General features: G+C 68.5%; 20 protein-coding genes. 8 read left to right on the forward strand and 12 right to left on the reverse strand.

The features are described 5' to 3' along the window. Nucleotides 1-88 precede the first annotated feature (88 nt). Entirely contained in the window at nt 89-1,771 is a 1,683-nt protein-coding gene (locus ACP59X_RS00440; RefSeq protein WP_428563526.1) for a hydantoinase/oxoprolinase family protein, read from the forward strand. Further along, the gene (locus ACP59X_RS00445; protein WP_428563528.1) at nt 1,765-3,081 is read left to right on the forward strand and encodes a histone deacetylase family protein; all 1,317 of its coding nucleotides are present in this window, start codon (nt 1,765-1,767) and stop codon (nt 3,079-3,081) included. The genes ACP59X_RS00440 and ACP59X_RS00445 overlap by 7 nt, the downstream gene beginning before the upstream one ends. A 512-nt stretch (nt 3,082-3,593) precedes the next feature. Here ACP59X_RS00445 and ACP59X_RS00450 read toward each other — a convergent pair. From ACP59X_RS00450 to ACP59X_RS00465, 4 genes are all read right to left on the reverse strand, one after another. After that, a complete protein-coding gene (locus ACP59X_RS00450) occupies nt 3,594-3,920 on the reverse strand; it encodes a hypothetical protein (RefSeq protein ID WP_428563530.1) in 327 nt (108 codons plus the stop codon). An 18-nt stretch (nt 3,921-3,938) separates the two neighbouring features. Continuing rightward, nucleotides 3,939-5,276: an HlyD family type I secretion periplasmic adaptor subunit gene (locus ACP59X_RS00455; protein WP_428563532.1), complete on the reverse strand. Its 1,338-nt coding sequence runs from the start codon at nt 5,274-5,276 to the stop codon at nt 3,939-3,941. 140 nt (nt 5,277-5,416) lie between these two features. Next, a complete protein-coding gene (gene hemL / locus ACP59X_RS00460) occupies nt 5,417-6,682 on the reverse strand; it encodes a glutamate-1-semialdehyde 2,1-aminomutase (RefSeq protein ID WP_428563534.1) in 1,266 nt (421 codons plus the stop codon). Nucleotides 6,683-6,698: 16 nt separating this feature from the next. Beyond that, nucleotides 6,699-7,127, reverse strand: coding sequence for a VOC family protein (locus ACP59X_RS00465; RefSeq protein WP_428563536.1), 429 nt, complete (start codon nt 7,125-7,127; stop codon nt 6,699-6,701). Between the two features lie 455 nt (nt 7,128-7,582). Between ACP59X_RS00465 and ACP59X_RS00470 the strand changes: the two genes are divergently transcribed. Then, complete coding sequence (locus ACP59X_RS00470) at nt 7,583-8,008, forward strand: 3D domain-containing protein (RefSeq protein WP_428563538.1); 426 nt, start codon at nt 7,583-7,585, stop codon at nt 8,006-8,008. Between the two features lie 89 nt (nt 8,009-8,097). Here ACP59X_RS00470 and ACP59X_RS00475 read toward each other — a convergent pair whose 3' ends face one another. Beyond that, nucleotides 8,098-10,230 (reverse strand): SpoIIE family protein phosphatase, encoded by a 2,133-nt coding sequence (locus ACP59X_RS00475; RefSeq protein ID WP_428563540.1) that lies wholly within the window; start codon nt 10,228-10,230, stop codon nt 8,098-8,100. Between the two features lie 204 nt (nt 10,231-10,434). On the opposite strand from ACP59X_RS00475, the gene ACP59X_RS00480 reads away from it, so the two are divergent. The 4 genes from ACP59X_RS00480 (at nt 10,435) to ACP59X_RS00495 (ending at nt 13,587) form a co-directional block, all read left to right on the forward strand. Beyond that, entirely contained in the window at nt 10,435-11,163 is a 729-nt protein-coding gene (locus tag ACP59X_RS00480; RefSeq protein WP_428563542.1) for an amino acid ABC transporter ATP-binding protein, read from the forward strand. A gap of 53 nt (nt 11,164-11,216) precedes the next feature. Then, nucleotides 11,217-12,035 (forward strand): ABC transporter substrate-binding protein, encoded by an 819-nt coding sequence (locus ACP59X_RS00485; RefSeq protein WP_428563544.1) that lies wholly within the window; start codon nt 11,217-11,219, stop codon nt 12,033-12,035. Between the two features lie 143 nt (nt 12,036-12,178). Next, nucleotides 12,179-12,880 carry an amino acid ABC transporter permease gene (locus ACP59X_RS00490; protein ID WP_428563546.1) on the forward strand — a complete coding sequence of 234 codons (702 nt, stop codon included), beginning with the start codon at nt 12,179-12,181 and terminating at the stop codon, nt 12,878-12,880. Between the two features lie 11 nt (nt 12,881-12,891). Continuing rightward, nucleotides 12,892-13,587 (forward strand): amino acid ABC transporter permease, encoded by a 696-nt coding sequence (locus ACP59X_RS00495; protein WP_428563548.1) that lies wholly within the window; start codon nt 12,892-12,894, stop codon nt 13,585-13,587. Here the strand turns inward: ACP59X_RS00495 and ACP59X_RS00500 are convergent. From ACP59X_RS00500 to ACP59X_RS00530, 7 genes are all read right to left on the reverse strand, one after another. Further along, nucleotides 13,566-13,748 (reverse strand): hypothetical protein, encoded by a 183-nt coding sequence (locus ACP59X_RS00500; RefSeq protein WP_428563550.1) that lies wholly within the window; start codon nt 13,746-13,748, stop codon nt 13,566-13,568. The two genes, ACP59X_RS00495 and ACP59X_RS00500, sit on opposite strands and share 22 nt — an antisense overlap. 139 nt (nt 13,749-13,887) lie before the next feature. Then, nucleotides 13,888-16,032, reverse strand: a complete 2,145-nt coding sequence (locus ACP59X_RS00505) for a histidine kinase dimerization/phosphoacceptor domain -containing protein (RefSeq protein WP_428563552.1) — start codon at nt 16,030-16,032, stop codon at nt 13,888-13,890. A gap of 67 nt (nt 16,033-16,099) precedes the next feature. Further along, entirely contained in the window at nt 16,100-16,234 is a 135-nt protein-coding gene (locus ACP59X_RS00510; protein ID WP_428563554.1) for a hypothetical protein, read from the reverse strand. Nucleotides 16,235-16,354: 120 nt separating this feature from the next. Further along, entirely contained in the window at nt 16,355-16,627 is a 273-nt protein-coding gene (locus tag ACP59X_RS00515) for a TMEM165/GDT1 family protein (protein WP_323428360.1), read from the reverse strand. A gap of 196 nt (nt 16,628-16,823) precedes the next feature. Beyond that, nucleotides 16,824-18,770 (reverse strand): molybdopterin biosynthesis protein, encoded by a 1,947-nt coding sequence (locus tag ACP59X_RS00520; RefSeq protein ID WP_428563556.1) that lies wholly within the window; start codon nt 18,768-18,770, stop codon nt 16,824-16,826. Further along, nucleotides 18,767-19,666 carry a carbon-nitrogen hydrolase gene (locus ACP59X_RS00525; protein WP_428563558.1) on the reverse strand — a complete coding sequence of 300 codons (900 nt, stop codon included), beginning with the start codon at nt 19,664-19,666 and terminating at the stop codon, nt 18,767-18,769. The genes ACP59X_RS00520 and ACP59X_RS00525 overlap by 4 nt, the downstream gene beginning before the upstream one ends. Before the next feature lie 78 nt (nt 19,667-19,744). Beyond that, nucleotides 19,745-20,374 (reverse strand): LysE family transporter, encoded by a 630-nt coding sequence (locus tag ACP59X_RS00530; RefSeq protein ID WP_428563560.1) that lies wholly within the window; start codon nt 20,372-20,374, stop codon nt 19,745-19,747. Between the two features lie 88 nt (nt 20,375-20,462). Between ACP59X_RS00530 and ACP59X_RS00535 the strand changes: the two genes are divergently transcribed. Then, nucleotides 20,463-21,443, forward strand: coding sequence for a glucokinase (locus ACP59X_RS00535; RefSeq protein WP_428563562.1), 981 nt, complete (start codon nt 20,463-20,465; stop codon nt 21,441-21,443). Nucleotides 21,444-21,454 lie beyond the last annotated feature (11 nt).

Raw genomic sequence — 21,454 nt, forward strand, 5'->3', positions numbered from 1 at the left:
TGCATTGCAGATCAAGGGCCGTTTGGCAAGCGGGATTGGGCGCCCGGCCCATCTCGACGCCGGCCGGCCATGATGCTAGGGGTGTTCCATGCTTTGCGGCATCGACGTCGGCGGCACCCACACGGACGCGGTCCTGATCGGGCCGGACGGCGTCGTGGCCTGCGCCAAACTGCGCACCAACCACGAGGACCTGCTGGCCTCCATCCGCGAGGCCCTGGCCGGCATCGTGGCCGTGGCCGGCCCCAAGGCGGTCACGCGCCTCAACCTCTCCACCACGCTGTCCACCAACGCCATCGTCGAGGGCACGGCCGATCCGGTGGGGACCCTCGTCTCGGGCGGCCCCGGCATCGACCCGCAGGCCTATCGCCTGGGCGAGCACTATTACGTCCTGCCAGGGGCCATCGACCACCGGGGGCGCGAGACCGCCGCCCTGGACATGGCCGCCGCCGACGAGGCCCTGGCCGCCTGCCGCCGGGCCGGGCTGACCGCCTTTGCCGCGGTCACCAAGTTTTCCCCCCGCCACCCCGAACAGGAACTGGCCTTGCGGGCCCTGGTGGCTCCCCAGGCAGGCTGCGTGTCGCTGGGGCACGAGTTCTCCGGCCGCCTGGGCTTTGGCCGGCGCATCGCCACGGCCTATTTCAACAGCGCCGTCTGGCGGGTCTACAACCGGTTCTGCAATGCCGTCGAACAGTCGGTGCGCGAACTGGGCATCGCGCCGGAGGTCATCGGCGTGCTCAAGGCCGACGGCGGCACCATGCCGCTTGCCGTCTCGCGCACGCTGCCCGTGCAGTCCATCCTGTCCGGGCCGGCCGCCTCGGTCATGGGCATCATCGCCGTGTGCGACATCGCCGAGGACTCGGTCATCCTCGACATCGGCGGCACCACCACCGACATCGCCGTCTTCGCCGCCGGGGCGCCGCTGATTGAAAACGAGGGCATCGCCATCGCCGGCCGGCCGACGCTCGTGCGGGCGCTGCGCACCCGCTCCATCGGCGTGGGCGGCGATTCGGCCATTGCCGTGGACCGCGAGGCCGTGCGCGTGGGGCCGCGCCGCCTGGGGCCCCCCATGGCGCTCGGCGGGCCGGTCCCGACCCTGGTCGATGCCCTGAACCTCCAAAACGTCATCGCCGTGGGCGACCCGCGCGCCTCCTTCGCCGGCATGGCCGCCCTGGGCGCGCCCTACGGCCTGGAGGCCGACGAGGTGGCCGAGGCGGCGATCCTCAACGCCGTCAACCAGATCCGCTCGGAAGTGGCGGCCTTTGTCCGCGAGATCAACGACCGGCCGGTCTACACCATCTTCGAACTCCTCGAAGGCCGGCAGGTGCGCCCCAGCCGCGTCTACGTCATGGGCGGCCCGGCGCTGGCCCTTTCGGCCCTGCTCCAGGACGCCTTTTCCGAGGAGGTGGTGGTGCCCGAAAGCTTCGCCGTGGCCAACGCCATCGGCGCCGCCCTGGCCCGGCCGACCTTCTCGGTGGAGCTTTTCGCCGACACGGCCGCCGGCCGCCTGACCATTCCCTCCCTTGGCGTGGCCCGGGCCGTGGCCGGCAACTTCAGCCCGGCCGCCGCCGAAGGCGAGGCGGCCACGCGCCTTCGCGGCTACCTTGCCTCCATCGGGGCCGACCTGGGCGACGCGCCCATCGAAACCGTGGAACTGTCCTCCTTCCCCATGGTCGAGGGCCAGCGCCAAGTCGGCCACAACATCCGCGTGGCCTGCCAGGTCCGGCCGGGCGTTTTGGCCGCGTACAAACAGGCGGTCTCCAAGTCATGCTGAAGGCGCGCCATCCGCTGGGCATCGTCTTTTTCCCGGCCTTCGACTGGGCCATCACGCCCACCCACCCCGAACGCCAGGAACGCCTGCTCTACACCCAGGACCAACTGCGCGAGGAAGGCGTCTTCGACATCGCCGGCATCACCGAGCTCAAGCCCGACCTGGCCACGCCGGCCGACGTCGCCCGGGTCCATTTCTGCTTTCCCGACGTGGCCGCCGTGACCACCCCCTCCCACATGATCTCCGCCGGCGGGGCCATCCGCGCCGCCCGCACGGTCCTGGAAAAAGAGGCCGAGAAAGCCTTCGCCCTGGTGCGCCCGCCCGGCCACCACGCCATGAAGGTGGTCCACGGCGCCCGGGGCTTTTGCAACATCAACATCGAAGCCGTCATGGTCGAATGGTTGCGCGAGCGCTTCGGCCCCCTGCGCGTGGCCATCGTGGACACCGACTGCCACCACGGCGACGGCACGCAAGACGTCTACTGGCACGACCCGGACACCCTTTTCATCTCCCTGCACCAGGACGGCCGCACCCTCTACCCCGGCACGGGCTACCCCTACGAAATGGGCGGCCCCAAGGCCCTGGGCACCACCGTCAACATCCCCCTGCCGCCCGGCACCTCGGACGAAGGGTTCCTGTTCGCCATGCGCGAAGTGGTCATGCCGCTCATCGAAACCTTCAAGCCCGACCTGGTCATCAACTCCGCCGGCCAGGACAACCACTTCTCCGACCCCATCACGGACATGTCCTTCTCGGCCCAGGGCTACGCCAAACTCACGGAAATGCTTCGCGCCGACATCGCCGTGCTCGAAGGCGGCTACGCCATCCAGGGGGCGCTGCCCTACGTGAACCTCGGCCTGGTGCTGTCCATGGCCGGCCTCGACTATTCCCACGTGCGCGAACCCAACTTCGACCCGGCGGCCGTGCGCCAGTCGACCAAGGTCACGGGCTACATCGAGGAAGTCTGCCGGGAAATCGCCGCCCTGGCCCGCCATCCCAAGGGGCCGGGAAAAGGCGATGTCATCAATGGCTGGTTCACCCGGCGCAAGACTTTGTATTACGATACCGATGCCATAACAGAGTACCAAACGGAGTCCGTCCGGTTGTGCAACCACTGCCGGGGCGTGCTCAAGTTCGAGACCGAATCCACGCGCAACCCGCTGTGCCTGGGCGTGGAAGCGCCTGTAGGCGCCTGCGGGAAGTGCGTGGAGGAAGCTTACCGTATCTACGAGTCCGGCCAGATCAAGGGCGAGTATAGGCACCTGCAGCTGATCGATAGGGTCGGGAAGAACTACGCCAGCTACACCGGGTAGGGCGGGGGAGAAGAGAAGATGCCTCCGGCGGCCGGGGGGCATGATGCCCCCCGGACCCCCTCGATGGGGAAGCGGGATCGCGGGGAGGCGGCAGGCGGGTGGAGGCTTGGTCGGTGGGCGGTTGTCCGTCGGCGAGGCCGGAATTTTCCCGGCGATGCCGTCGCTGCGCTCCAGGCTCGCCGGGAAAATTCCGGCCTCGCAGGGCCGTCGCCCCTTCGGGGCGAGGGGAGTCGATTTTTTGCTTTGAAAGCCTCTCCAGAGGCAAAAGGCGTTCTTTTACCTGCGGCGCTTCGCCGCTGGCGCCCGTGGTCGCGGAAATGGGGGCAACGTGCTGGCCGGCTTTGCGGCCTGCGGGTTGCCCCCATTTCCGCGACCACAGACCCCGACGCACCGCCCGCCGACCACGCTTCCACCCGCTGGCCAAGCCCCCGTCGGGGAGGTCCAGGAGGGGATCATCCCCTCCTGGCCGCCGGAGGCATCTTCATTCCTCTCGCCGTCGCCTGCCCATCCGCCTAAAAATTCGGGCTCGGGCTGCTTCCCCCCTTTCCGCCTACCGCTCCTCCTCCACCACTTCCCCCACCTGCGCCGCCACCACCGCCCGTGCCGCCTGCCGGGCGGGCGGCGACCAGGCCGGCGGCCTTGAGCTTTTCCATGACGCCGGTGAGCATGGCGTAGGATTCCACGAAGCCTTCGGTGGTCATGACCAGGCGTTGCCTGCGTTCCTTGGCCGGCTGGCCCTTGGCGTCCTGGCCCTCGCCCAGGGCGAAGAAATCGATGCGCACGGCGCCTTTGCCGAAGCCGACGCCGAGGATGCCATCTACGAAGAGTTCGTCGCTCATGGAATGCTCCTTGGGGGATCAGGGTTCGCGCAGGCTTTCGTCGAAAGCGCGCACCAGGGGGTAGGCGAGGTAGGTGATGACGCGGCGCTGGCCGACCTTGATTTCGGCCGTGACGGTCAGGCCGGGGAAGAGGTGGAAATCCGGCGGTACGCCCGTAAGGCCGATGTCGGTGAGGGTGGCGCGCACGCGGTAGAAGAGGCGCTGGCCTTCGGGGGTTTGTTTTTCCAGGGCGTCGGGGCTGATGGTGGCCACCACGGCCTGGGCCGTGCCGTGGCGCTGAAAGGGGAAGGCCTCGAACTTGACGCGTGCCGCGTCGCCCGGGCGCACCAGGCCGATGTCCTGGGCGGCCACGTCGGCCTCGACCACGAGAGCGTCGTTTTCGGGCACGATGGTGAGAAGTGTTTCACCGGCCCCGATCACGGCGCCGGCGGCCTTGGCGGCCATGTCGAGAATGGTGCCGGCTTCGGGGGCGCGTAGGGCCACATGGTCGCGCAGGTGGGCGGCCTTGCGGCGCTGTTCGTCGGCCCCGGCCAGGGCGCGGCTGGCCTCGGCCAGGTCCTTGGCGGCCTGGGCGTTCCAGTTGCTTTGGAAATCCCGCTTTTCGGCCTCGGCCTTGGCCAGGGATTCGCGCAGTTCGGCCGCCTCGTTGCCGAGCTTGGCCAGCTGGCCCTCGGCCTCGATGCGCTGGCTTTGGGCCTTCATGTATTCGACCTTGGAGCTGGCGCCCTGGTTGTAGACGTCGCCGTGCATGCGTTCCAGGTCGCGGGCCAGGCCGATCTGTTTTTTGTTCTTGGCCGACTCGGTCGCATTGGTGGCGAGTTTGGCCGACAGTTCGCGGCCGACCTGGGTCAGGGCGTCGCGTTTGGCGGCCAGTTCCTGGCGGCGGGCGGCCAGCAGGTCGCGTTCCAGGCGCAGGTCCTCTGGGCTAAGGTCCGGGGGCGGGGCGCACTGGCCGGAGGTTTCGCAGGTCAGGCGCCAGACCTTGGCGGCCAGGGAGCGGCGTTCCTTGTCGCGTTCGGCCAGGCCGGCCTCGGCCAGGGTAGGGTCCAGGGTGGCGAGGACCTCGTCCTTGGCCACGCGCTGGCCGGCGGTGACGCGGATATCGCGGATGGTGCCGGCTTCCAGCGGCGCCACGGCGATGTTTTTCCCGGCCGCGACGAGTTTGCCCGGCGCGGCCACGATGCGGTCGACCTTGGCCAGGCAAGCAAAGCCCAAGGCGCACAGGATGAAGGCCAGCAGCAGGTAGAGGGTCGCCCGGTAGCGTACGGGCGTGGGCGCGGTGAGGATCTCGATGGCCGGCGGCTGGAAAGCGGCGAATTTCGCGGCCGGCGGCGATGCCGCGGGTCCGGCCGGCACGGCCGGCGGACGGCTGTCTGTGCGTTTCCACGGTGCGTTCACCGCGTCGCGCCCCGCTCCCGATCCATCCGATGCATGGTTTCCCTTGTCGGGAGGTCCAGGAGGGGCAGTGCCCCTCCTGGCCGCCGGAGGCTTATTTCCTACAATTTCACGGCGCGCACCGCGTCGAGGGTGCGGGCGTAGTCGTCTTCGGTGTGGGCGAAGGAGGTAAAGGCGCATTCGTAGGCAGACGGGGCGAGGATGACGCCGGCTTGCCGCATCTGGTTGTAGAAGGAGGCGTACCGTTGCGTATCGCCGGTCTTGGCCGTTTCGAAGTCCGTGACCGGTCCGTCGCAGAAAAAGAGGGTGAAAAGCGAGGCGACCTGGGTGAGGCACACCGGCGCGCCCTTCTCCCGCAGGATGGCGGCCATTTCCTCGGCCAGGGCCTTGGTGCGGTCGGCCAGGGCGGCGTAGTCGCACTGCTTGAGGGCGTTTAGGGTGGCCAGGCCGGCGGCCATGGCCAGCGGGTTCCCCGAGAGCGTGCCGGCCTGGTAGACGTCGCCGCAGGGGGCGATGCGTTCCATGATGCGGCGTTTGCCGCCGTAGGCGCCGACGGGCAGGCCGCCGCCGATGATCTTGCCCAGGCACGTCAGGTCCGGGTCGATGCCGTAAACGGACTGGGCGCCGCCGTAGGCCAGGCGGAAGCCGGTGATGACCTCGTCGAAAATGAGCAGGGCGTCGTTTTTGGCCGTGATCTCCCGCAGCCCCTCCAGGAAGCCGGGCGCGGGCGGCACCAGGCCCATGTTGCCGGCCACGGGCTCGACGATGACGCAGGCGATGTCCTCGCGGTCGGCGAACAGCGCCTTGACGGCGGCCAGGTCGTTGTAGGGGGCGAGCAGGGTGTGGCGCACGGTGTCGGCCGGCACGCCGGGCGTGCCGGGGATGCACAGGGTGGCCAGGCCCGAGCCGGCGGCGGCCAGAAAGGAGTCGGCGTGGCCGTGGTAGCAGCCGACGAATTTGACCACCATGGATTTGCCGGTGAACCCCCGGGCCAGGCGCAGGGCGCTCATGGTGGCCTCGGTGCCGGAATTGACCATGCGCACCATGTCGATGCCGGGCACGGCGTCGACCACGGCCTGGGCCAGGTCGACCTCGGCCGGGCAGGGTGCGCCGAAGCTCACGCCCTTGTCGGCGGCGGCGTGGATGGCAGCGTTGACGTCGGGGTGGTTGTGGCCAAGGAGCATGGGGCCCCAGGACATGACGTAGTCGATCATCTCCCGGCCCTCGACGGTGGTCATCTTGGAGCCGGCGGCCGAGGCGATGAAAAGCGGGTCGCAGCCCACGCTGCGGCAGGCGCGCACGGGGCTGTTGACGCCGCCGGGAATGAGTTGCTGGGCTTTCTCGAAAAGGGTCGCGGAATCGGTCATGCCTGGGCTCCGATCGTTAGCTGTTGGCGGGGGATTCGCACAAGGTCAGGACGTAGCCGTTGATGTCCTCGATGCTGCATTCGCGGCAGCCGTGGAGGGGCCGGTGGGGGGCCTTGATGAAGGGCACGGTGTCGCCGAGGCGCTCGGCCAGGGCGTCGAAGTCGTCGCACGAAAGGGTGACGACCACGGTGCCGCCGATTTTGGCCTCGGCCAGGCGGGGCAGTTCGGCGGCCAGGGAGGCCCGGGACTGGAAGCACAGGCGGGCCTGCCCGGAGCGCACCTCGGCAAAGGCCAGGCGTTCGCCGGCCGGCCAGCCGGCCGCGGGTTGGCGGCTGGCCTCGGTGAGGCCGCCGGCGAAGGCGAAGCCGAGGAGGTCGCAATAATAGGCCACGGCTCGGTTGACGTCTTCGACCATGAGTTTGGCTGTGGCCTGGATGACGGGCATGGCGGCGCTCCTTGAGGCGATAGCCTCGATAACCATGGTAGCCGGGAGGGGCGGGCGGCGCAAGCCCGGTGGCCGGCGGCGGCTTTTCCGTGCAAGCTGGGGAGATGTATTGGCTTTCCGCCAGGGGGAAGCCGCCATGGGAGGGCGTCTTTTTTTGGGGCTTGAAAAGGCTTTTTATTGAATTTGTTGGATAATTATTTTCTCCGCAGTGGAAAAAACGGGCCGTTTCGGCTTGACAAGGTCTCCTGCCTTCACTAGGTAGCGACGCTTCAAAACGGACCGAGAATCACTCCGTATCACCCCCGCGGCTCGCTTCATCTCCGAGAGTATTCCTCGCATCGCCGAAAACCCCCGATCCAAGCCCGCCGCAGCCAGGATCGACCTGCCAGCGTCCGCGACGGCCCGCTCATTTTACGAGCGGCGTTGCAGTGACGCTGCATGGAGATATGTGCAGCATGAGAGTTTTTGTTTTTGCCATGGCGACTCTTGCCCTAGCCGTTACTGTCGAGGCATCGCAAAGCAGAAACATTTCCTATGGAAAGCTTTCCCCCAAAAAACGCATCGAAGCCACGGTCACGGCCTACACCCCCGACCCGCGCGAAAACGGCGGCCGGGGTCGCAAGGCCGGCACGGCCCTGGGCACCCCCATCCGGCCGGGCATCGTGGCCGTCTCCCGGGACCTGCTCCGTTCGGGCTGGGATTTCGGTGACAAGATCCACATCGAGGGCCTGGGCGTGTTCATCATCGAGGACACCATGCACCAGCGCTTCCGCCGCACCATCGACGTGGCCGTGCCCAACCGGGCGGCCGCGGCAAAAATCGGGAAAATGAAGAACATCGAGGTGACGCTCCTGGAGGCCGCGCCCGGCGCCGCGGGCTGACCGGGCGGGATTCGGGTTGCGCCCCTTGCGAAATACGCCTTCGCGGCTGTTGCGCCTGCCCAGGCCCCTCTCCCCTCAAGGGCGCGGCCCTAGGCCTTTTTTATCACCATGAGCGTCACGTCGTCCTCCTGGTGGGCCGCGCCGCGAAAGGCGGCCAGGTCGGCCAGCACGGCCTCCAGGATGGCCTGGGCCGGCCAGCCGGCCGTGCGGCGTATGACATCCATGAGCCGCTCCTTGCCGTACATGGCGCCCGTGACGTCGCGCGCCTCCCAGATGCCGTCCGTGCCGATGACCAGCACCAGCCCCGGCCGGTCGAAGGGCATGGCCGCCTCGGCGTAGGCGTAGCCGGGTTCGATACCCAGCGGCAGCCCCTTGGGCGCCCATTGCGCGAAGGCGTCGGCGGCCGGGTCGTAGACCATGGCCGGGTCGTGGCCGGCGCGCACGGCATGGGCGATGCCGGCCACGGGCCGGACCTCCACGGCGAAAAGCGTCATGAACCGGCCCGAATCGCCCACGTCGCGGCACAGCAGCCGGTTGGCCCGGGTCACGCGCTCCGCCGGGGTCTCGCTGTCCTCGGTGGCCAGAAGCAGCGCCCGGGCCGTGGCCATGAGCAGGGCCGAAGGCACGCCGTGGCCGGTGACGTCGCCCACGGCCGCGTCCAGGCAGACCTCGCCGCCGCGGGTCACGGCCCGGTAGTCGAAATAGTCGCCGCCGGTTTCGTCGCAGGGCAGCGCCGCGCCGGCGATGTCGAGCCCGGGCACCTCGGGCGGGGCGGCCGGCAGCAGGTTGCGCTGCACCTCCTGGGCCAGCTCCAGGGAGCGTTGCAGGCGCAGGTGGTCGGCCAGGACCGGCACGGTTTCGTTGAAGGCGTTGACCAGCAGCTGCCGCTCGTCGGACATGCGAAAGGCCAGGCGCACGGAAAAATCGCCGTTGCCGAGCTTCTTCCAGGCCTCGATCATGCCGGCCATGGGCCGGGTGAAGGACTTGGTGATCCATAGCGCGGCCACGGTGGCCGCGCCCAGGGCCAGGACCATGGCCCCGCCGAAGAGCTGGGACAGCCGGGAAACCGCGCGCACGATCTCCTGGCTGGCCTGATCGGCCAGGGGGGCGAGCATGGATTTGGGCACGATAATAAGGAAAAAGGCCTCGTTCAGGAACCGGGAGTAGGCCCAGAAGGCGTCCTCGTCGCCGAAGGCCAGTTCCGCCGCGCCCGAGCCGCCGCGTTTGATGGCCGCGACCAGGGCCTCGAAGCCGGCCCTGTCGGGCGAGGCGATCCTTTCGAAATTGAGGGCGCTTTTCCAGTCCGTGGCCAGCCGGTCCGAGGCGCGCTGGGCCCAGGTGAACAGCGCCGGCCGCCCCGTGGCCGGGTTGACGGCCGGGGCGACCACGAAGGTGCGCATGGCCTCGGACCATTGGGAGGCGATCTCCTGTTCCTGGAGCACCCGGGCCAGGGGCACGTCCAGGCTGGCCACGCCGAGGAACCGCCCGCCGGGGCCGCAAAGGGGCTTGGACAGGGTGATGGTCACCTGGCCCGTGACCGCGTCCACGGCCGGGTTGTTCCAGACCACGGCCCCGCCCGTGGGCGCGCCCGGGTCGAAGGCCTCACGGGCCGCCTGGTACCAGGGGCGCTGCCGGGGATCGTAGCCGGCGGGATAGGCGGCGGTGCCGGGAAAGGTGACTTGACTGCCGTTGGCCAGGGTCACCTTGGCAAACAGCAGCAGGTCGCCCAGTTCCGCCCGCAGCATGGCGAAGGTCGGCTCCAGGGAGGCCAGCCGGGCATCCGTGTCCCGGGAGGCCCTCGTCCCTTCGGGCCGGAAAAGGGCCAGGCGCTCCAGGGTTTCGGGCTGGCGTTGGCGGCTGTTGTCGCCCGGCGGGTCGGTGGTGTCGCGGACCGGGTCGGGGATGCGCGGGGTGGGGGGCTCGGGCTCGGGCCGGTTGCCGGCGGGCCGCATCCCGGGGCCGGCCAGGCTGCGTTCGGCCTCGGCGGCCAGCACCGTGAGGCTGAAATCCATGGCGCTTTTGGTGCGGCGCAGGACCAGGGCGTAATCCTCGGCCGTCTGGCGCAACTCGTTTTTGACGATTTCGGCCATGATGGCCCGGCCTTCGTCGGCAATGGACCGGCCCAGGCGTTCCATGTGGCCGCGGGTGAACCCGGTGACCGCCGCCAGGGGCAGCAGGCTGAAGCCCAGAAGCACCAGGAAGAATTTCCAACGAAGCCGCATGCGCTTTCTCCGTTTGGGACTGTACGGAAGCCCCTCGCCCGGCGCAACGGGAAAAGGGCCGCCAACCGGCTGGTCAGGCCGCCCGCCGCATTTGACAAAATGGCGGTATTATCCCATTTTGAGCCATTAAGGATTGCCTTGACGTCTTACTCCTGCCGGGCCGGCTCGCCGCCGTGGCCGGCGGAAAAAGGAACCCGCGCGCCCATGCCGATGATCGAATTTCACAACGTCCACAAGTGGTATGGCGAATTCCATGTGCTCAAGGGCGTCACCGACGCCGTGGAGCCCGGCGAGGTGCTGGTCATCTGTGGCCCGTCCGGTTCCGGCAAGTCCACGCTGATCCGTTGCGTCAACCGGCTGGAGGAATACCAGCAGGGGCACATCCTCTTCGACGGCCGCGACATCCACGGCGACGACGTGGATGTCAACAAACTGCGTTGCGACATCGGCATCGTCTTCCAGCAGTTCAACCTCTACCCCCACCTCTCGGTGCTCAAAAACATCACCCTGGCCCCCCTCAAAGTGAAAAAGATGGCGCGCAAGGAGGCCGACGACCTGGCCCTGGCCCTGCTTGAGCGGGTGGGCATCCACGCCCAGGCCAAGAAGTTCCCGGCCGAGCTGTCCGGCGGCCAGCAGCAGCGCGTGGCCATTGCCCGGGCCCTGGCCATGCGGCCCAAGGTCATGCTGTTCGACGAACCCACCTCGGCCCTGGACCCGGAAATGATCAACGAGGTCTTAAACGTCATGAAGGACCTGGCCCGCGACGGCATGACCATGCTGTGCGTGACCCACGAGATGGGGTTCGCCCGCGAGGTGGCCGACCGGGTGGTGTTCATGGATTACGGCGAAATCATCGAAGGCGCGCCGCCCGGGGAGTTTTTCAGCAATCCCCGCCACGAACGCACCAGGTTGTTCCTCAAGGAAATTTTGTAGCCCAGCCCGAGGCCCGGAGAAACCAACCCCAACTCGTCCCAAAGGAGGCTCCCATGCGCAAGACCGCCTGGATCGCGGCCATCGCCTGTCTGCTGACCCTGTGCCTGGCCCAGGCCGCCCTGGCCGGCAAGCTCGACGACATCAAGTCCCGCGGCGCCCTCGTGGCCGGTGTCAAGGATTCCCAGCCGCCCTTCGGCTACGTGGACGAGAAGACCAACCAGATCGTGGGCTTCGAAATCGACCTCATGGAAGCCCTGGCCAAGCGCCTGGGCGTCAAGCTGGAGCTAAAGCCCGTGACCTCCTCCACCCGCATCCCCATGCTCGGCCAGGGCGCGGTGGACATCGTGGCCGCCACCATGACCCATAAAAAAGAGCGCGAGGACCAGATCGACTTCTCCATCACCTATTTCATGACCGGCCAGAAGCTGCTGGTCAAAAAGGGCGGCGGCGTGGCTTCCGTGGCCGACCTGGCCGGCAAGAAGGTGGCCTCGGTCAAGGGTTCCACCTCCGAGCAGAACGTCAAAAAGGCCCAGCCCGACTGCACCGTCATCTCCTTCGAGACCTACCCCGAGGCCTTTTTGGCCCTCAAGCAGGGCAAGGTCCAGGCCATGACCACGGACGAATCCATCCTGGTCGGCATCAAGAACAGCGACGACAACCCCGAGGCCTGGGAGATCGTCGGCGACTACATCTCCCCCGAGCCCTACGGCCTGGGCCTGCCGGAAAACGACTCCGATTTCCGCGACTTCGTCAACCTGGCCCTGATGAACATGTGGGAGACCGGCGAATACCAGAAGATCTACGAGAAGTGGTTCGGCCAGGGCAAGAAGGACTATCTGCCCCTGACCTGGAAGATGGAGCTTTGGCCCTAGGCGGCCGCATCTGACGGACCGGCCGGCGTCGGATCGCCCGGGAGACCGGGGGATCGCGTCCGAACGCCGGCCGTCGCGCGCGCCGGGAGAGGAACCACTTCTCCCGGCGCGTCCAATGTGAAACGAGGCAGCGGGGAAGGTCCTTGGCGTACACTTTCGACTTCGGCCAGGTGGTCAGCGGCGAATACGGGCAGTGGCTGGTCTCGGGGCTGGTGACCACGCTCCATATTTCCGGCATTTCCATCGTACTGTCCCTGGGGCTGGGGACGCTCATTGCCGTGTTGCGCCTGTCCAAGGTCAGGCCGCTGGTCTGGTTCAGCGCGATCTACACCGAATTTTTCCGCAACACGCCGCTTTTGGTGCAGATCTTTTTCTGGTATTTCGGCTCCTACAACGTGCTGCCCACGGTCGTCAACGAGTGGCTCTACAAGCGCGACTTCGAATTCGCCTGCGGCGTCATCGCCCTGACCGTCTACACCAGCGCCTTTATCGCCGAGGAGATCCGCTCGGGTATCTTCTCCATCCCCAAAAACCAGTTGGAAGCCTCCCGGGCCTGCGGCCTGTCCTTTCTGCAGGCCATGACCTACGTCATCCTGCCCCAGGCCTTCCGGGTCATCATTCCGCCGCTGATCTCCCAGTTTCTCAACCTCATCAAGAACTCGTCCCTGGTCATGACCATCGGCGTCATGGACCTGACCTACATGGCCCGGCAGATCGAGGCCCACACCTTCCATGGCTTCGAGGCCTTCACCGTGTCCACGGCCATCTACCTGTGCATCTCCCTGATCGTGTCCCTTGGCGTCAACCTCTACAACCGGCGTGTACTCCACGCCCGGGCTCGCTGAGGGAGGGCGCCATGCATTGGGACATCGTCGCCAGGAATTTCGACTACTTCCTCATCGGGGGCTATCCCAAGGGGCCGCTGGGCGGGCTGGCCATGACGGCGCTTCTGGCCGTGGGCGGCATTTTCGGCGCCTTCTGGCTGGGGCTCGGCATAGGGCTTATGCGCATCGCCAAGTCCAGGCGGCTGCGCTGGCCGGCCATGGTCTATATCGAGATCATCCGGGGCACGCCGCTGTTGATGGTCGTGTTCTGGTTCTACTTCCTGGCCCCGGTCCTTCTGGGCAAGACCCTGCCCGAGGCCGAAAGCGCGCTGATCGCGCTCATTGTCTTCACCAGCGCCTACATCGCCGAGATCGTGCGGGCCGGGGTCGAGGCCCTGCCCAAGGGCCAGATGGAGGCGGCCCGGGGCACGGGGCTGTCCCACCTCCAGACCATGGCCCACATCATCCTGCCCCAGGCGCTGTTCAACATGATCCCGTCCTTCGTCAACCAGTTCGTGTCCTTAACCAAAGACACCTCCCTGGCCTTCATCATCGGCGTCAACGAGCTGACCAAGGCGGCCACGCAAGTCAACAACCGCACGTTGACCGCGCCGACGGAGATCTTCATCACCATCGCGCTCCTCTATTTCGTGATCTGCTTTTGCCTGACCGAACTGTCGCGCTGGCTGGAGAAGCACATCAACCGCTACCAGGCCCGGGGCCGGTAGCCGGCCGCTTCCCCACTGTCGCGCAGACTGGAGAAGCACAGCAACCGCGACGAGGCCCAGGGCCTGTAGCTGACCGCTTCCCCAACCTGGAGGCCAGGCTGGTCGAAACGCGTCGACCGCAGCCAGGCCCGGGGCCGGTAGCGGCGCGCCGGACGGCCCATGGGCGAACCCCGGCGCCAGCCATGGCCGTCTCCGGGCCCATGGCCGTCCTCGGGACGGGGCAGGGATTTGCCCGTCCGGGATGGGGCCAGGGATTTGCCCGCGTGGGATGGCGGGCGGCCATGCGGCCCGGTGGCGGCCTCAGGGACGGCCGTCCGGAGCCGGCGTTTCCGGGGCGCGGGTCAAGGGAAAAGCGACCTCGAAGCGCAGTCCCCCGCCCGGGGGGCAGCTCAGGGCGGCTACGCCCTCGAGCTGGCGGGTGAGCTCTTTGACGAGGGTCATACCCATGGTGCCGGCCGCGTCGTAACGCAGTCCCGGCGGCAGCCCCCGCCCGTCGTCTTCCACCCAGATCACCGCCCGGTCGCCGTGCCGGCGGCAGCCCACCCGCAGGTTCCCGGCCGTCTCGCCGGGGAAGGCGTGCTTGCAGGCATTGGTGAGCAGCTCGCTCAAAAGCAGGCCGCAGGGCACGGCCTTGTCCAGGGGCAGGCGCACGGGCTCGGTTTCGAAGTCAAGGCGCACCCGTTTGGCCACATCCGCATAGATGCGCAGGACGCCCTCGGTCAGGGTGCGCAGGTACTCGTCCAGGTCGATGGCCGCGATGTCCTCGTGGTTGTAGAGTTGCTGGTGGACCAAGGCCATGGACCGGATGCGGATTTCCAGGCGCCGCAGGCGGTCGCGTTCGGCCGGGTTTTCGGCGTCCTCGGCCTGGAGCCCGATGAAGCTCAGGATGATCTGGAGGTTGTTTTTGACCCGGTGGTGGATCTCCTTGAGCAGGATGGTCTTTTCCTCCAGGGCCTGTTCGCGGTCCGTGACGTCGTCGAAGCGGATGACCACGCCCTCGGCGCCGTTGGCGATGAGCGGATACAGGAGCATGTCCAGGAAGTGGGTGTCCCCGCCCCGAGGCAAGGGCAGTTTTTCCACCACCAGGGCCCGGCGTTCGCGCAGGGCCCGTTCCACGGCGTGCATGTAGTCGGCCAGAAGGGGCAGGGATTCGGCGGCCTGGCTCCCCATGGCCGCCTGGGCATCGAGGCCGAAAAGGTGGCTGGCCGTGCCGTTGATGTGCGTGACGTGGCCTTTCTCGTCGAGGCCGATGATGGCCGAGGGCATGGATTCCAGGATGTTGCTCAGCATGGCCCGCATTTTGGACAGGGCCACCACGGCCTGGGCCAACTCCTGTTCCCTGGACTCCAACGCATCGGCCATGGCGTTGAAGCTCTGGCCCAGGCGGCGGATTTCCAGGCTGTCGTCGCCGGTGGCGACCCGGGCCGAGAGGTCCCCGCCGGCCAGGCGGCTGGCCGCGTCGGCCAGGGTTTCGATACCCCGGCCGATGGCCGCCCGGCCGGCCAGGCGGGCGATGACCAGGGCCAGCAGCAGGGCCACGAGGGTTGACGTCAAGCCCCGGCGCAACTGGATGTCGGCGTTGTGGAACACCTCCCCGCGGTTGCTGGAGGCCAGGACCGTCATGTACGGTGGACGACCGGGGCCAAGCCGCAGCCGGGCGAAGGTGAAGAGCCCTTCCTGGCCGGTCCAGCGGCGGGTGATGAAAAATCCCCGGTCGGGCCCGCTGTCGCGACAGCGCTCCCAGACATGGGGCATTGCCGGCTTGCCCAGGGGAAATTCGGGGATCATGGGATGGGCGACCATGCGCAGGCCGTTGCGGTCGAGCAGGGTGATCCGGGCATGAGGAGGCAGTTCCAGCCCGCCCAGGAAACGGTCGTAGCGTTCCAGATAGTAGGACAGCCCGAGGATGCCGGCGGGAGGGGGCGCGTCGGCATCCTCGGCCGTGGCGAACACCAGGATGGGTTTTTGGGTGGCCCGGCCGAAGAGCAGCGAACTGACGCCAACTCCCCGATGGGTCATGGCGTCCTGGAAATAGTCCCGGTCGGCCAGGTTCACGCCGAGAAAGGCCGGCAGGCCCGAGGCGATCACCCGGCCGGCGGCATCGGCCAGGAAAATGTTCGACAGTTCCGGGTGCTCTTCCAGCAACTCGGTGAAAAGGCGGTTACTGGCCGCAAGGTTGCGCCCGCGCACCTCCTCGGTGTGGGCCAGGGCGACGAGCAGCAGCTTGGCCTGGCTGGCGATGCCTTCCTGGATGGCGGCCAGGCTGCGGGTGAGGTTGCGCATCTCCTCCAGGGCTTGGGCCTCGGCCTGGTCCCGGGCCGCGAAACTGGAGGCCACGATGACGGCCATGGCCGGCAGGGCGGCCAACAGCACGATCCCGGTCAAAAGGGCGGTAATGGACCGGCCCAACAGCCACCGGCGCATGGCGCGCGCAACGGTTCCCATCGTTTCCCTAGACATGATTTACTGGGAAATGTCCAGGGAGCCGGGGGCGGGGTACCCCGTGGCGCGGTCAGCCGCCACGGGCGCCGGCGGTCAGGCGGCTGAACAGGGCGCGCAGGCAGTCGCCCGAGTCCTCCACCTCAAGCCGCCAGCCGGAAACCGTGGCCAGCTGGTCGTCCAGGATCGGGCGCGCGTTTTTGGCCACCAAAAATTCCAGTTCGCTGGCCCGGGAGAGGCGGAGATACCAACCTATCTCCAGGCCCAGGCCTCAGCACTTGTCGCGCAGGTCCAGGTGCAAACGGGTGTCGGTCACGGCACCGGCTCCTTACAGCTTGTCGAAATAGATGAGCACGCCCATGACCACGAAGGCCACGGCCGCGACCTTCTTGATGATGTCGGGCGAGACGAAGTTGCAGATAAATTCCGCGAAGATGACGCCCAAAAGGCTCGTGGCCACCAAGGCCAGGGACGAGCCGGCAAAAACGATCCAGGGCTTGCGCGAATCCGCCGCCGTCAGCACGCAGGCCAGCTGCGTCTTGTCGCCCAGTTCGGCCACGAAGATGGTGGCGAAGGTCGTGAAGAGAAGCTTCCAGTCCATGCATCCCTCGTTGCGTGCCGCGAAGCCGCCGCACCCTCGATCCGGGGTGGCGCCGGCCCGGGCGGCACGGGTTTTTCCCTCAAGAGCGCCTTGCCGATCCGCTGCACCCGGCACGGGCCGACGCATCGCCCGCCCGCCTGGCCAGGCTCCGTCCGGCTGGCCCCGGCGAGGTCCGGCCAGGTCCGTCCAGGCTCGGTCAGGCGGCCGGCTCGCCGGGCAAGCCCATGCCCGGCTCCATGACCCGGCCGGTCCAATCCGTTTCGTAGCCGCCCAGGGCCTGCACCCGTTCGCCGAACGCGGCCCCGCGCACCACCTCGAGCACGGCGGCGATCTTGGCGTCGTCGGCAAAGGCCGTGGGCATGACCAGGTCATAGCGCTCCCGGGCCAGGGGGACGAAATCCAGGCCCAGGGCCTTGGCCGCGGCGTAGACGCCCAGGCCGCAGTCGGCCGCGCCGGTTTTCACGTTGACGGCCACGGCCATGTGGGTGTGCTCCTCGCGGCCGTAGCCCTGGATGCGTTCCGGCTCGATGCCGGCCTTGGCCAGGTGGTGGTCGAACAGGATGCGCGTGCCGGCCCCGCGCTGGCGGTTGAGGTAGCGCACGCCCTCGCGCACGAGGTCGGCCACGCCGGTGATGCCCTTGGGGTTGCCCGGGGGCACGATGAAACCCTGCTGCCGGATGGCCAGGTTGAACACGGTCACGGCCAGCCCCGGCAGGTACTTGGCCAGGAAGGGGAAATTGTAGTCCCCGCTGGCCGGGTCGAAGAGGTGGGAGCCGGCCAGCATGGCCGCGCCGTTTTTGAGCGCGATCAGCCCGCCCATGCTGCCCACGTGGCTGGAGGCCAGGCGGATGGCCGGGGCGCGGCGCATGAGCATGTCGGCCAGGATGTCCAGGGTGTTGTCGTGGCTGCCCACGCACACCAGGGTGCGGGCCAGTTCCCCGGCGTCCACCAGCAGCTCGGCCGTGACCTTGGCCCCGGATTCCAGGCCTTCGGCCTCGGGCGGCAGCTGGGTCACGGCTTGCGCCTTGGTCATGCTGGAGATGCTGCCGGCGCCGCGCGACAGGGGCAGGGCCACGTAGGCGGTGCCCACCTGGCCCACGGCCAGGCGGACGATGTCCAGCATGCCGATGCGCGAGGGGACGCTGCGGGCCAGGGTGGCGGTGACGGTCTGGCGGATTTGCGGCTCCTGGCGGGTCAGCCAGCAGGCCAGCGGGTAGAGCAGCCGCTCGAAGCAGACCACGGAGCTGACCGGATAGCCCGGCGCGCCGACCACCAGCTTGCCCCGGGCCACGCCCAGCAGCGAGGGCTTGCCCGGCATGACTGCCACGCCATGCACCAGCACCTGGCCGAAGCGTTCGATGGTGGCCCGGGTGAAATCCTTGCTCCCGGCCGAGGAGCCGGCCACGATGACCACGATGTGGGCGTCGGAGTCGAGGCCCTCTTCCAGGGCGGCGGCGAGCAGCTCGGGGTCGTCGCGCACCGGGGCCACCCGGGCGCAGTCCATGCCCCAGCCCGCGGCCAGGGCGCACAGCAGCATGGAATTGCTCTCCACCACCTGCCCCGGCCCGGGCTCGGGCCGGCCGGTGAAGTCCATGACCTCGTCGCCGGTGGGGATGACCCGCAGGCGCACCCGTTCGTAGACGGAAATGTCATACGCGCCGCAGGACAAAAGCGCGCCGATATCGTAGGGCGTGATCCGCCGGTGGCGCGGCAGGACCATTTCCGTGGCCACGATGTCCTCGCCGATGCGGCGCACGTGGGCAAACGGGGCCACCGGCGCCTCGATGGTGGCCGTCTCGCCGTCCATGACCACGTTTTCGATCATGACCACGGCGTCGAAGGCCGGGGGCAGCGGATGGCCGGTGTTGACGAAGACGAAGCCCTCGCCCGGGGCCAGGCGCACGGGCGACCCTTCGCGGGCCAGGAAAGTGTCGGCGGCCCGCACGGCGATACCGTCCATGGCGGCGCTGTGGAAGGTGGGCGAGGAGTAGCGGGCGATGATCGGTTCGGCCGTGACCCGGCCGGCGGCGCGGGCCGCGTCGACGCGCTCCACGCCGACCAGGGCCTTGCGGTCCAGGGCCTCGCGCGTCCTGGCCAGGGCCTCCTCGATGGGGATGGTGCGCAGGTAGATGTTGCGCCTCACGATGTGCCTCCCTCGTTATAAAGCCGGCCCAGGCCGCCGTAGGCGTCGGTGCGCCGGTCGCGCAGAAAGGGCCAGTGCCGCCGCTGGGTCTCCACGACGCGGGGGTCGATGACGGCGGTGACGATGGCTTCCTCGGTGATGCCCGCCTGGGCGACGATGCGCCCCGACGGGTCGGCCACGAAGGACGAGCCCCAGAATTCCAGGGTTTCGCCGTAGGCCTGGCCCGAACCCTCGATGCCCACGCGGTTGATGGCCGCCACGTAGACGCCGTTGGCGATGGCGTGGCCGCGCTGGACCGTGATCCAGGCGTCGCGCTGGCCTTCGCCGTAGACGGCCTTTTCCGAGGGGTGCCAGCCGATGGCCGTGGGGTAGCACAGGACCAAGGCCCCTTGCAGGGCCGTGGCCCGGGCCGCCTCGGGGAACCACTGGTCCCAGCAAATCAGCGTGCCGATGGGGCCGAAGGGCGTGGCGAAGGTCTTGAACCCCAGATCGCCCGGGGCGAAGTAGAACTTCTCCTCGAAGCCCGGGTCGTGGGGGATGTGCATCTTGCGGTAGATGCCGAGGTGCCGGCCGTCCGGGCCGAGCACGGCCAGGGAATTCTGGTAGCAGCCCGGGCCGCGCCGCTCGAACAGCGGCGCCACGACCACCACCCCGGCCGCCTTGGCCGCGGCGGCCATGGCTTGCGTGGTGGGGCCGGGGATGGGCTCGGCCAGGTCGAAGGCGGCGTGGTCCTGGTTGCGGCAGAAATACGGTGTGGCAAACAGTTCCGGCAGGCAGACCACGTTGGCTCCGGCCTTGGCCGCCTCGGCCACGCGCGCGGCGGCTTTTTCCAGGGAATCGGCCACGGTGGCTTCCGGGGCCATCTGGATAAGGCCCAGGGTAAAGGGCGCGGTCATGGGCACTCCTCGATAAAGGGGACTTCCTGTAGGGAGCTTAGCATCATACGGCGCATCCCGGCAAAGGACAATGCGGCATCAGGCCCCAAAAAGCAGCGAAAACGCCTGGCGCAGGAAACTGACGGCAAAATAGAACAGTGACAGGCCGAGCGCGGCCATAAGGAGCCGGTAGCCCCGGCCGGACAGGAACCGGCCGCAGCGGCCCGTGACCACGGCCGCCGTGACCTTGGCCCCCACGATGGCCAGGTAGAAAACGGCCAGGAAAACCACCACGGCGGCGCTGCCGTCGGCGGCGGCGTCCAGGAGCAGGGGCACGCCGATGGCCACCCAGAACAGGTAGGGGTGGGGGTTGGCGAAATTGGCGGCCACGCCCCGCAGGAGGGAGCGGGGGGCCTCGCCGTCGGCGCCGGCCGTCAGCGGCGGCGCGGTGAAGCAGGCCAGGCCGTAGCGGACAAGCAGCCCCGCCCCGGCCAGGGACACCAGGCCCAGCACGGCCGGCGTGCCGGAAAAGCGCGACAGGACCAGCCAGCAGACCAGGATGATGGGCGCGTCGGTGATGACCGGGGCCAGGGCGACCTTCACGCCTTCGGCCGGGCCGTGGCGCAGGGTCTGGGCCAGGACCAGGGAAAACAGCGGGCCGGGCGAGAAACCGGCGGAAAGCCCCAGGCTCGCGGCGGCTAGGGCCAGGGAAGGAAGGGATTGGGCCATGCTTGCGTTTCCGGCTGCCCCCCGGCTATGCTGCCCGGGACGCGCAGGCAAAGTGCCGCAAAACACGCGACAGGGCAAGGAGACGGCCATGGGCGAGCCTGGGACGGGGGCCATCCGGCAGGTGCTTGCCGTCGACATCGGCGGCACGAGCAGCCGGTTCGGCCATTTCACGGTCGACGCCGACGGCTGTCTGGGGCTGGTGTCCACGGTCTGGCTGCCCACGCGCCAGGCCGGTTCCTTCGAGGCGTTGCTGGCGCAACTTCCGGGGGCCGGATTCTGCCTGGACCTCCGGGAGGCCGACGCGGCCGTTTTTGCCGTACCCGGCGCCGTGGTCGGGCGGCGCGTCCACTTCGCCAACATCGGCTGGACGCTGGACCTCGACCGGCTGGCCGAGGTGTTTGGCCTTTCGCGAAGCGCCTGCGTCAACGATTTCCTGGCCCAGGCCCACGGCTGCCTGCTTTTGGGCGAGGCGGCCGAACCCGTGCTGCCCGGGGCCATGGACGCCGGGCTCGTGCGGGCCGTGGTCGGGGCCGGCACCGGCCTTGGCCACGCCGCCCTGGTTCCCCTGGCCGGCGGCGGCGTGCTGGCCCTGCCCTCCGAGGCCGGCCAGGCGGCCTTCAGCTTCACCGGCGCCGAGGAAACAGCCTACGGCGACTATCTGTGCCGCCAGACCGGCGAGGGTTATGCCCGGGCCGATTCCGTGGTCTCCGGTTCGGGGCTCGTCCATCTGCACCGGTTCCTGACCGGCGAGGAACGCGCCGCCGCCGACATCGGCGCGGGGCTCACCCCGGACAGCCCCACCACCGCCCTGTTCGCCCGGTTCTACGGCCGGGCGGTTCGCCAGTATGTCCTTGGCCTCGTGGCCGCCGGCGGCGTGTATGTCAGCGGCGGCGTGGCCGCCAAGAACCCCCTTGTGGTCAGCCATCCGGAATTCGCCCGGGAATTTTACGATTCGCCCACCTATGGGCACTTGCTGCGCACCGTGGCGGTGCGCCTCGTGCGCGACGAGCGGGCCGGCCTTTTCGGCGCCGCCCGCCTGGCCCGCGACCTCCTGACCGAACATTCCTAAAGGATCCCCTC

The sequence above is a fragment of the Solidesulfovibrio sp. DCME genome, from assembly GCF_049995385.1.
Lineage (GTDB): Bacteria > Desulfobacterota > Desulfovibrionia > Desulfovibrionales > Desulfovibrionaceae > Solidesulfovibrio.

Bases quoted from the DNA above. Each gene is read 5' to 3' on its own strand.
- ACP59X_RS00535 (WP_428563562.1), top strand. From the start codon at position 20,463: ATGGGCGAGCCTGGGACGGGGGCCATCCGGCAGGTGCTTGCCGTCGAC.
- ACP59X_RS00450 (WP_428563530.1), bottom strand. From the start codon at position 3,920: ATGAGCGACGAACTCTTCGTAGATGGCATCCTCGGCGTCGGCTTCGGC.
- ACP59X_RS00475 (WP_428563540.1), bottom strand. From the start codon at position 10,230: ATGCGGCTTCGTTGGAAATTCTTCCTGGTGCTTCTGGGCTTCAGCCTG.
- hemL (WP_428563534.1), bottom strand. From the start codon at position 6,682: ATGACCGATTCCGCGACCCTTTTCGAGAAAGCCCAGCAACTCATTCCC.
- ACP59X_RS00500 (WP_428563550.1), bottom strand. From the start codon at position 13,748: ATGGGCCGTCCGGCGCGCCGCTACCGGCCCCGGGCCTGGCTGCGGTCG.
- ACP59X_RS00480 (WP_428563542.1), top strand. From the start codon at position 10,435: ATGCCGATGATCGAATTTCACAACGTCCACAAGTGGTATGGCGAATTC.
- ACP59X_RS00470 (WP_428563538.1), top strand. From the start codon at position 7,583: ATGAGAGTTTTTGTTTTTGCCATGGCGACTCTTGCCCTAGCCGTTACT.
- ACP59X_RS00485 (WP_428563544.1), top strand. From the start codon at position 11,217: ATGCGCAAGACCGCCTGGATCGCGGCCATCGCCTGTCTGCTGACCCTG.
- ACP59X_RS00530 (WP_428563560.1), bottom strand. From the start codon at position 20,374: ATGGCCCAATCCCTTCCTTCCCTGGCCCTAGCCGCCGCGAGCCTGGGG.
- ACP59X_RS00445 (WP_428563528.1), top strand. From the start codon at position 1,765: ATGCTGAAGGCGCGCCATCCGCTGGGCATCGTCTTTTTCCCGGCCTTC.
- ACP59X_RS00465 (WP_428563536.1), bottom strand. From the start codon at position 7,127: ATGCCCGTCATCCAGGCCACAGCCAAACTCATGGTCGAAGACGTCAAC.
- ACP59X_RS00515 (WP_323428360.1), bottom strand. From the start codon at position 16,627: ATGGACTGGAAGCTTCTCTTCACGACCTTCGCCACCATCTTCGTGGCC.
- ACP59X_RS00525 (WP_428563558.1), bottom strand. From the start codon at position 19,666: ATGACCGCGCCCTTTACCCTGGGCCTTATCCAGATGGCCCCGGAAGCC.
- ACP59X_RS00440 (WP_428563526.1), top strand. From the start codon at position 89: ATGCTTTGCGGCATCGACGTCGGCGGCACCCACACGGACGCGGTCCTG.
- ACP59X_RS00495 (WP_428563548.1), top strand. From the start codon at position 12,892: ATGCATTGGGACATCGTCGCCAGGAATTTCGACTACTTCCTCATCGGG.
- ACP59X_RS00505 (WP_428563552.1), bottom strand. From the start codon at position 16,032: ATGGGAACCGTTGCGCGCGCCATGCGCCGGTGGCTGTTGGGCCGGTCC.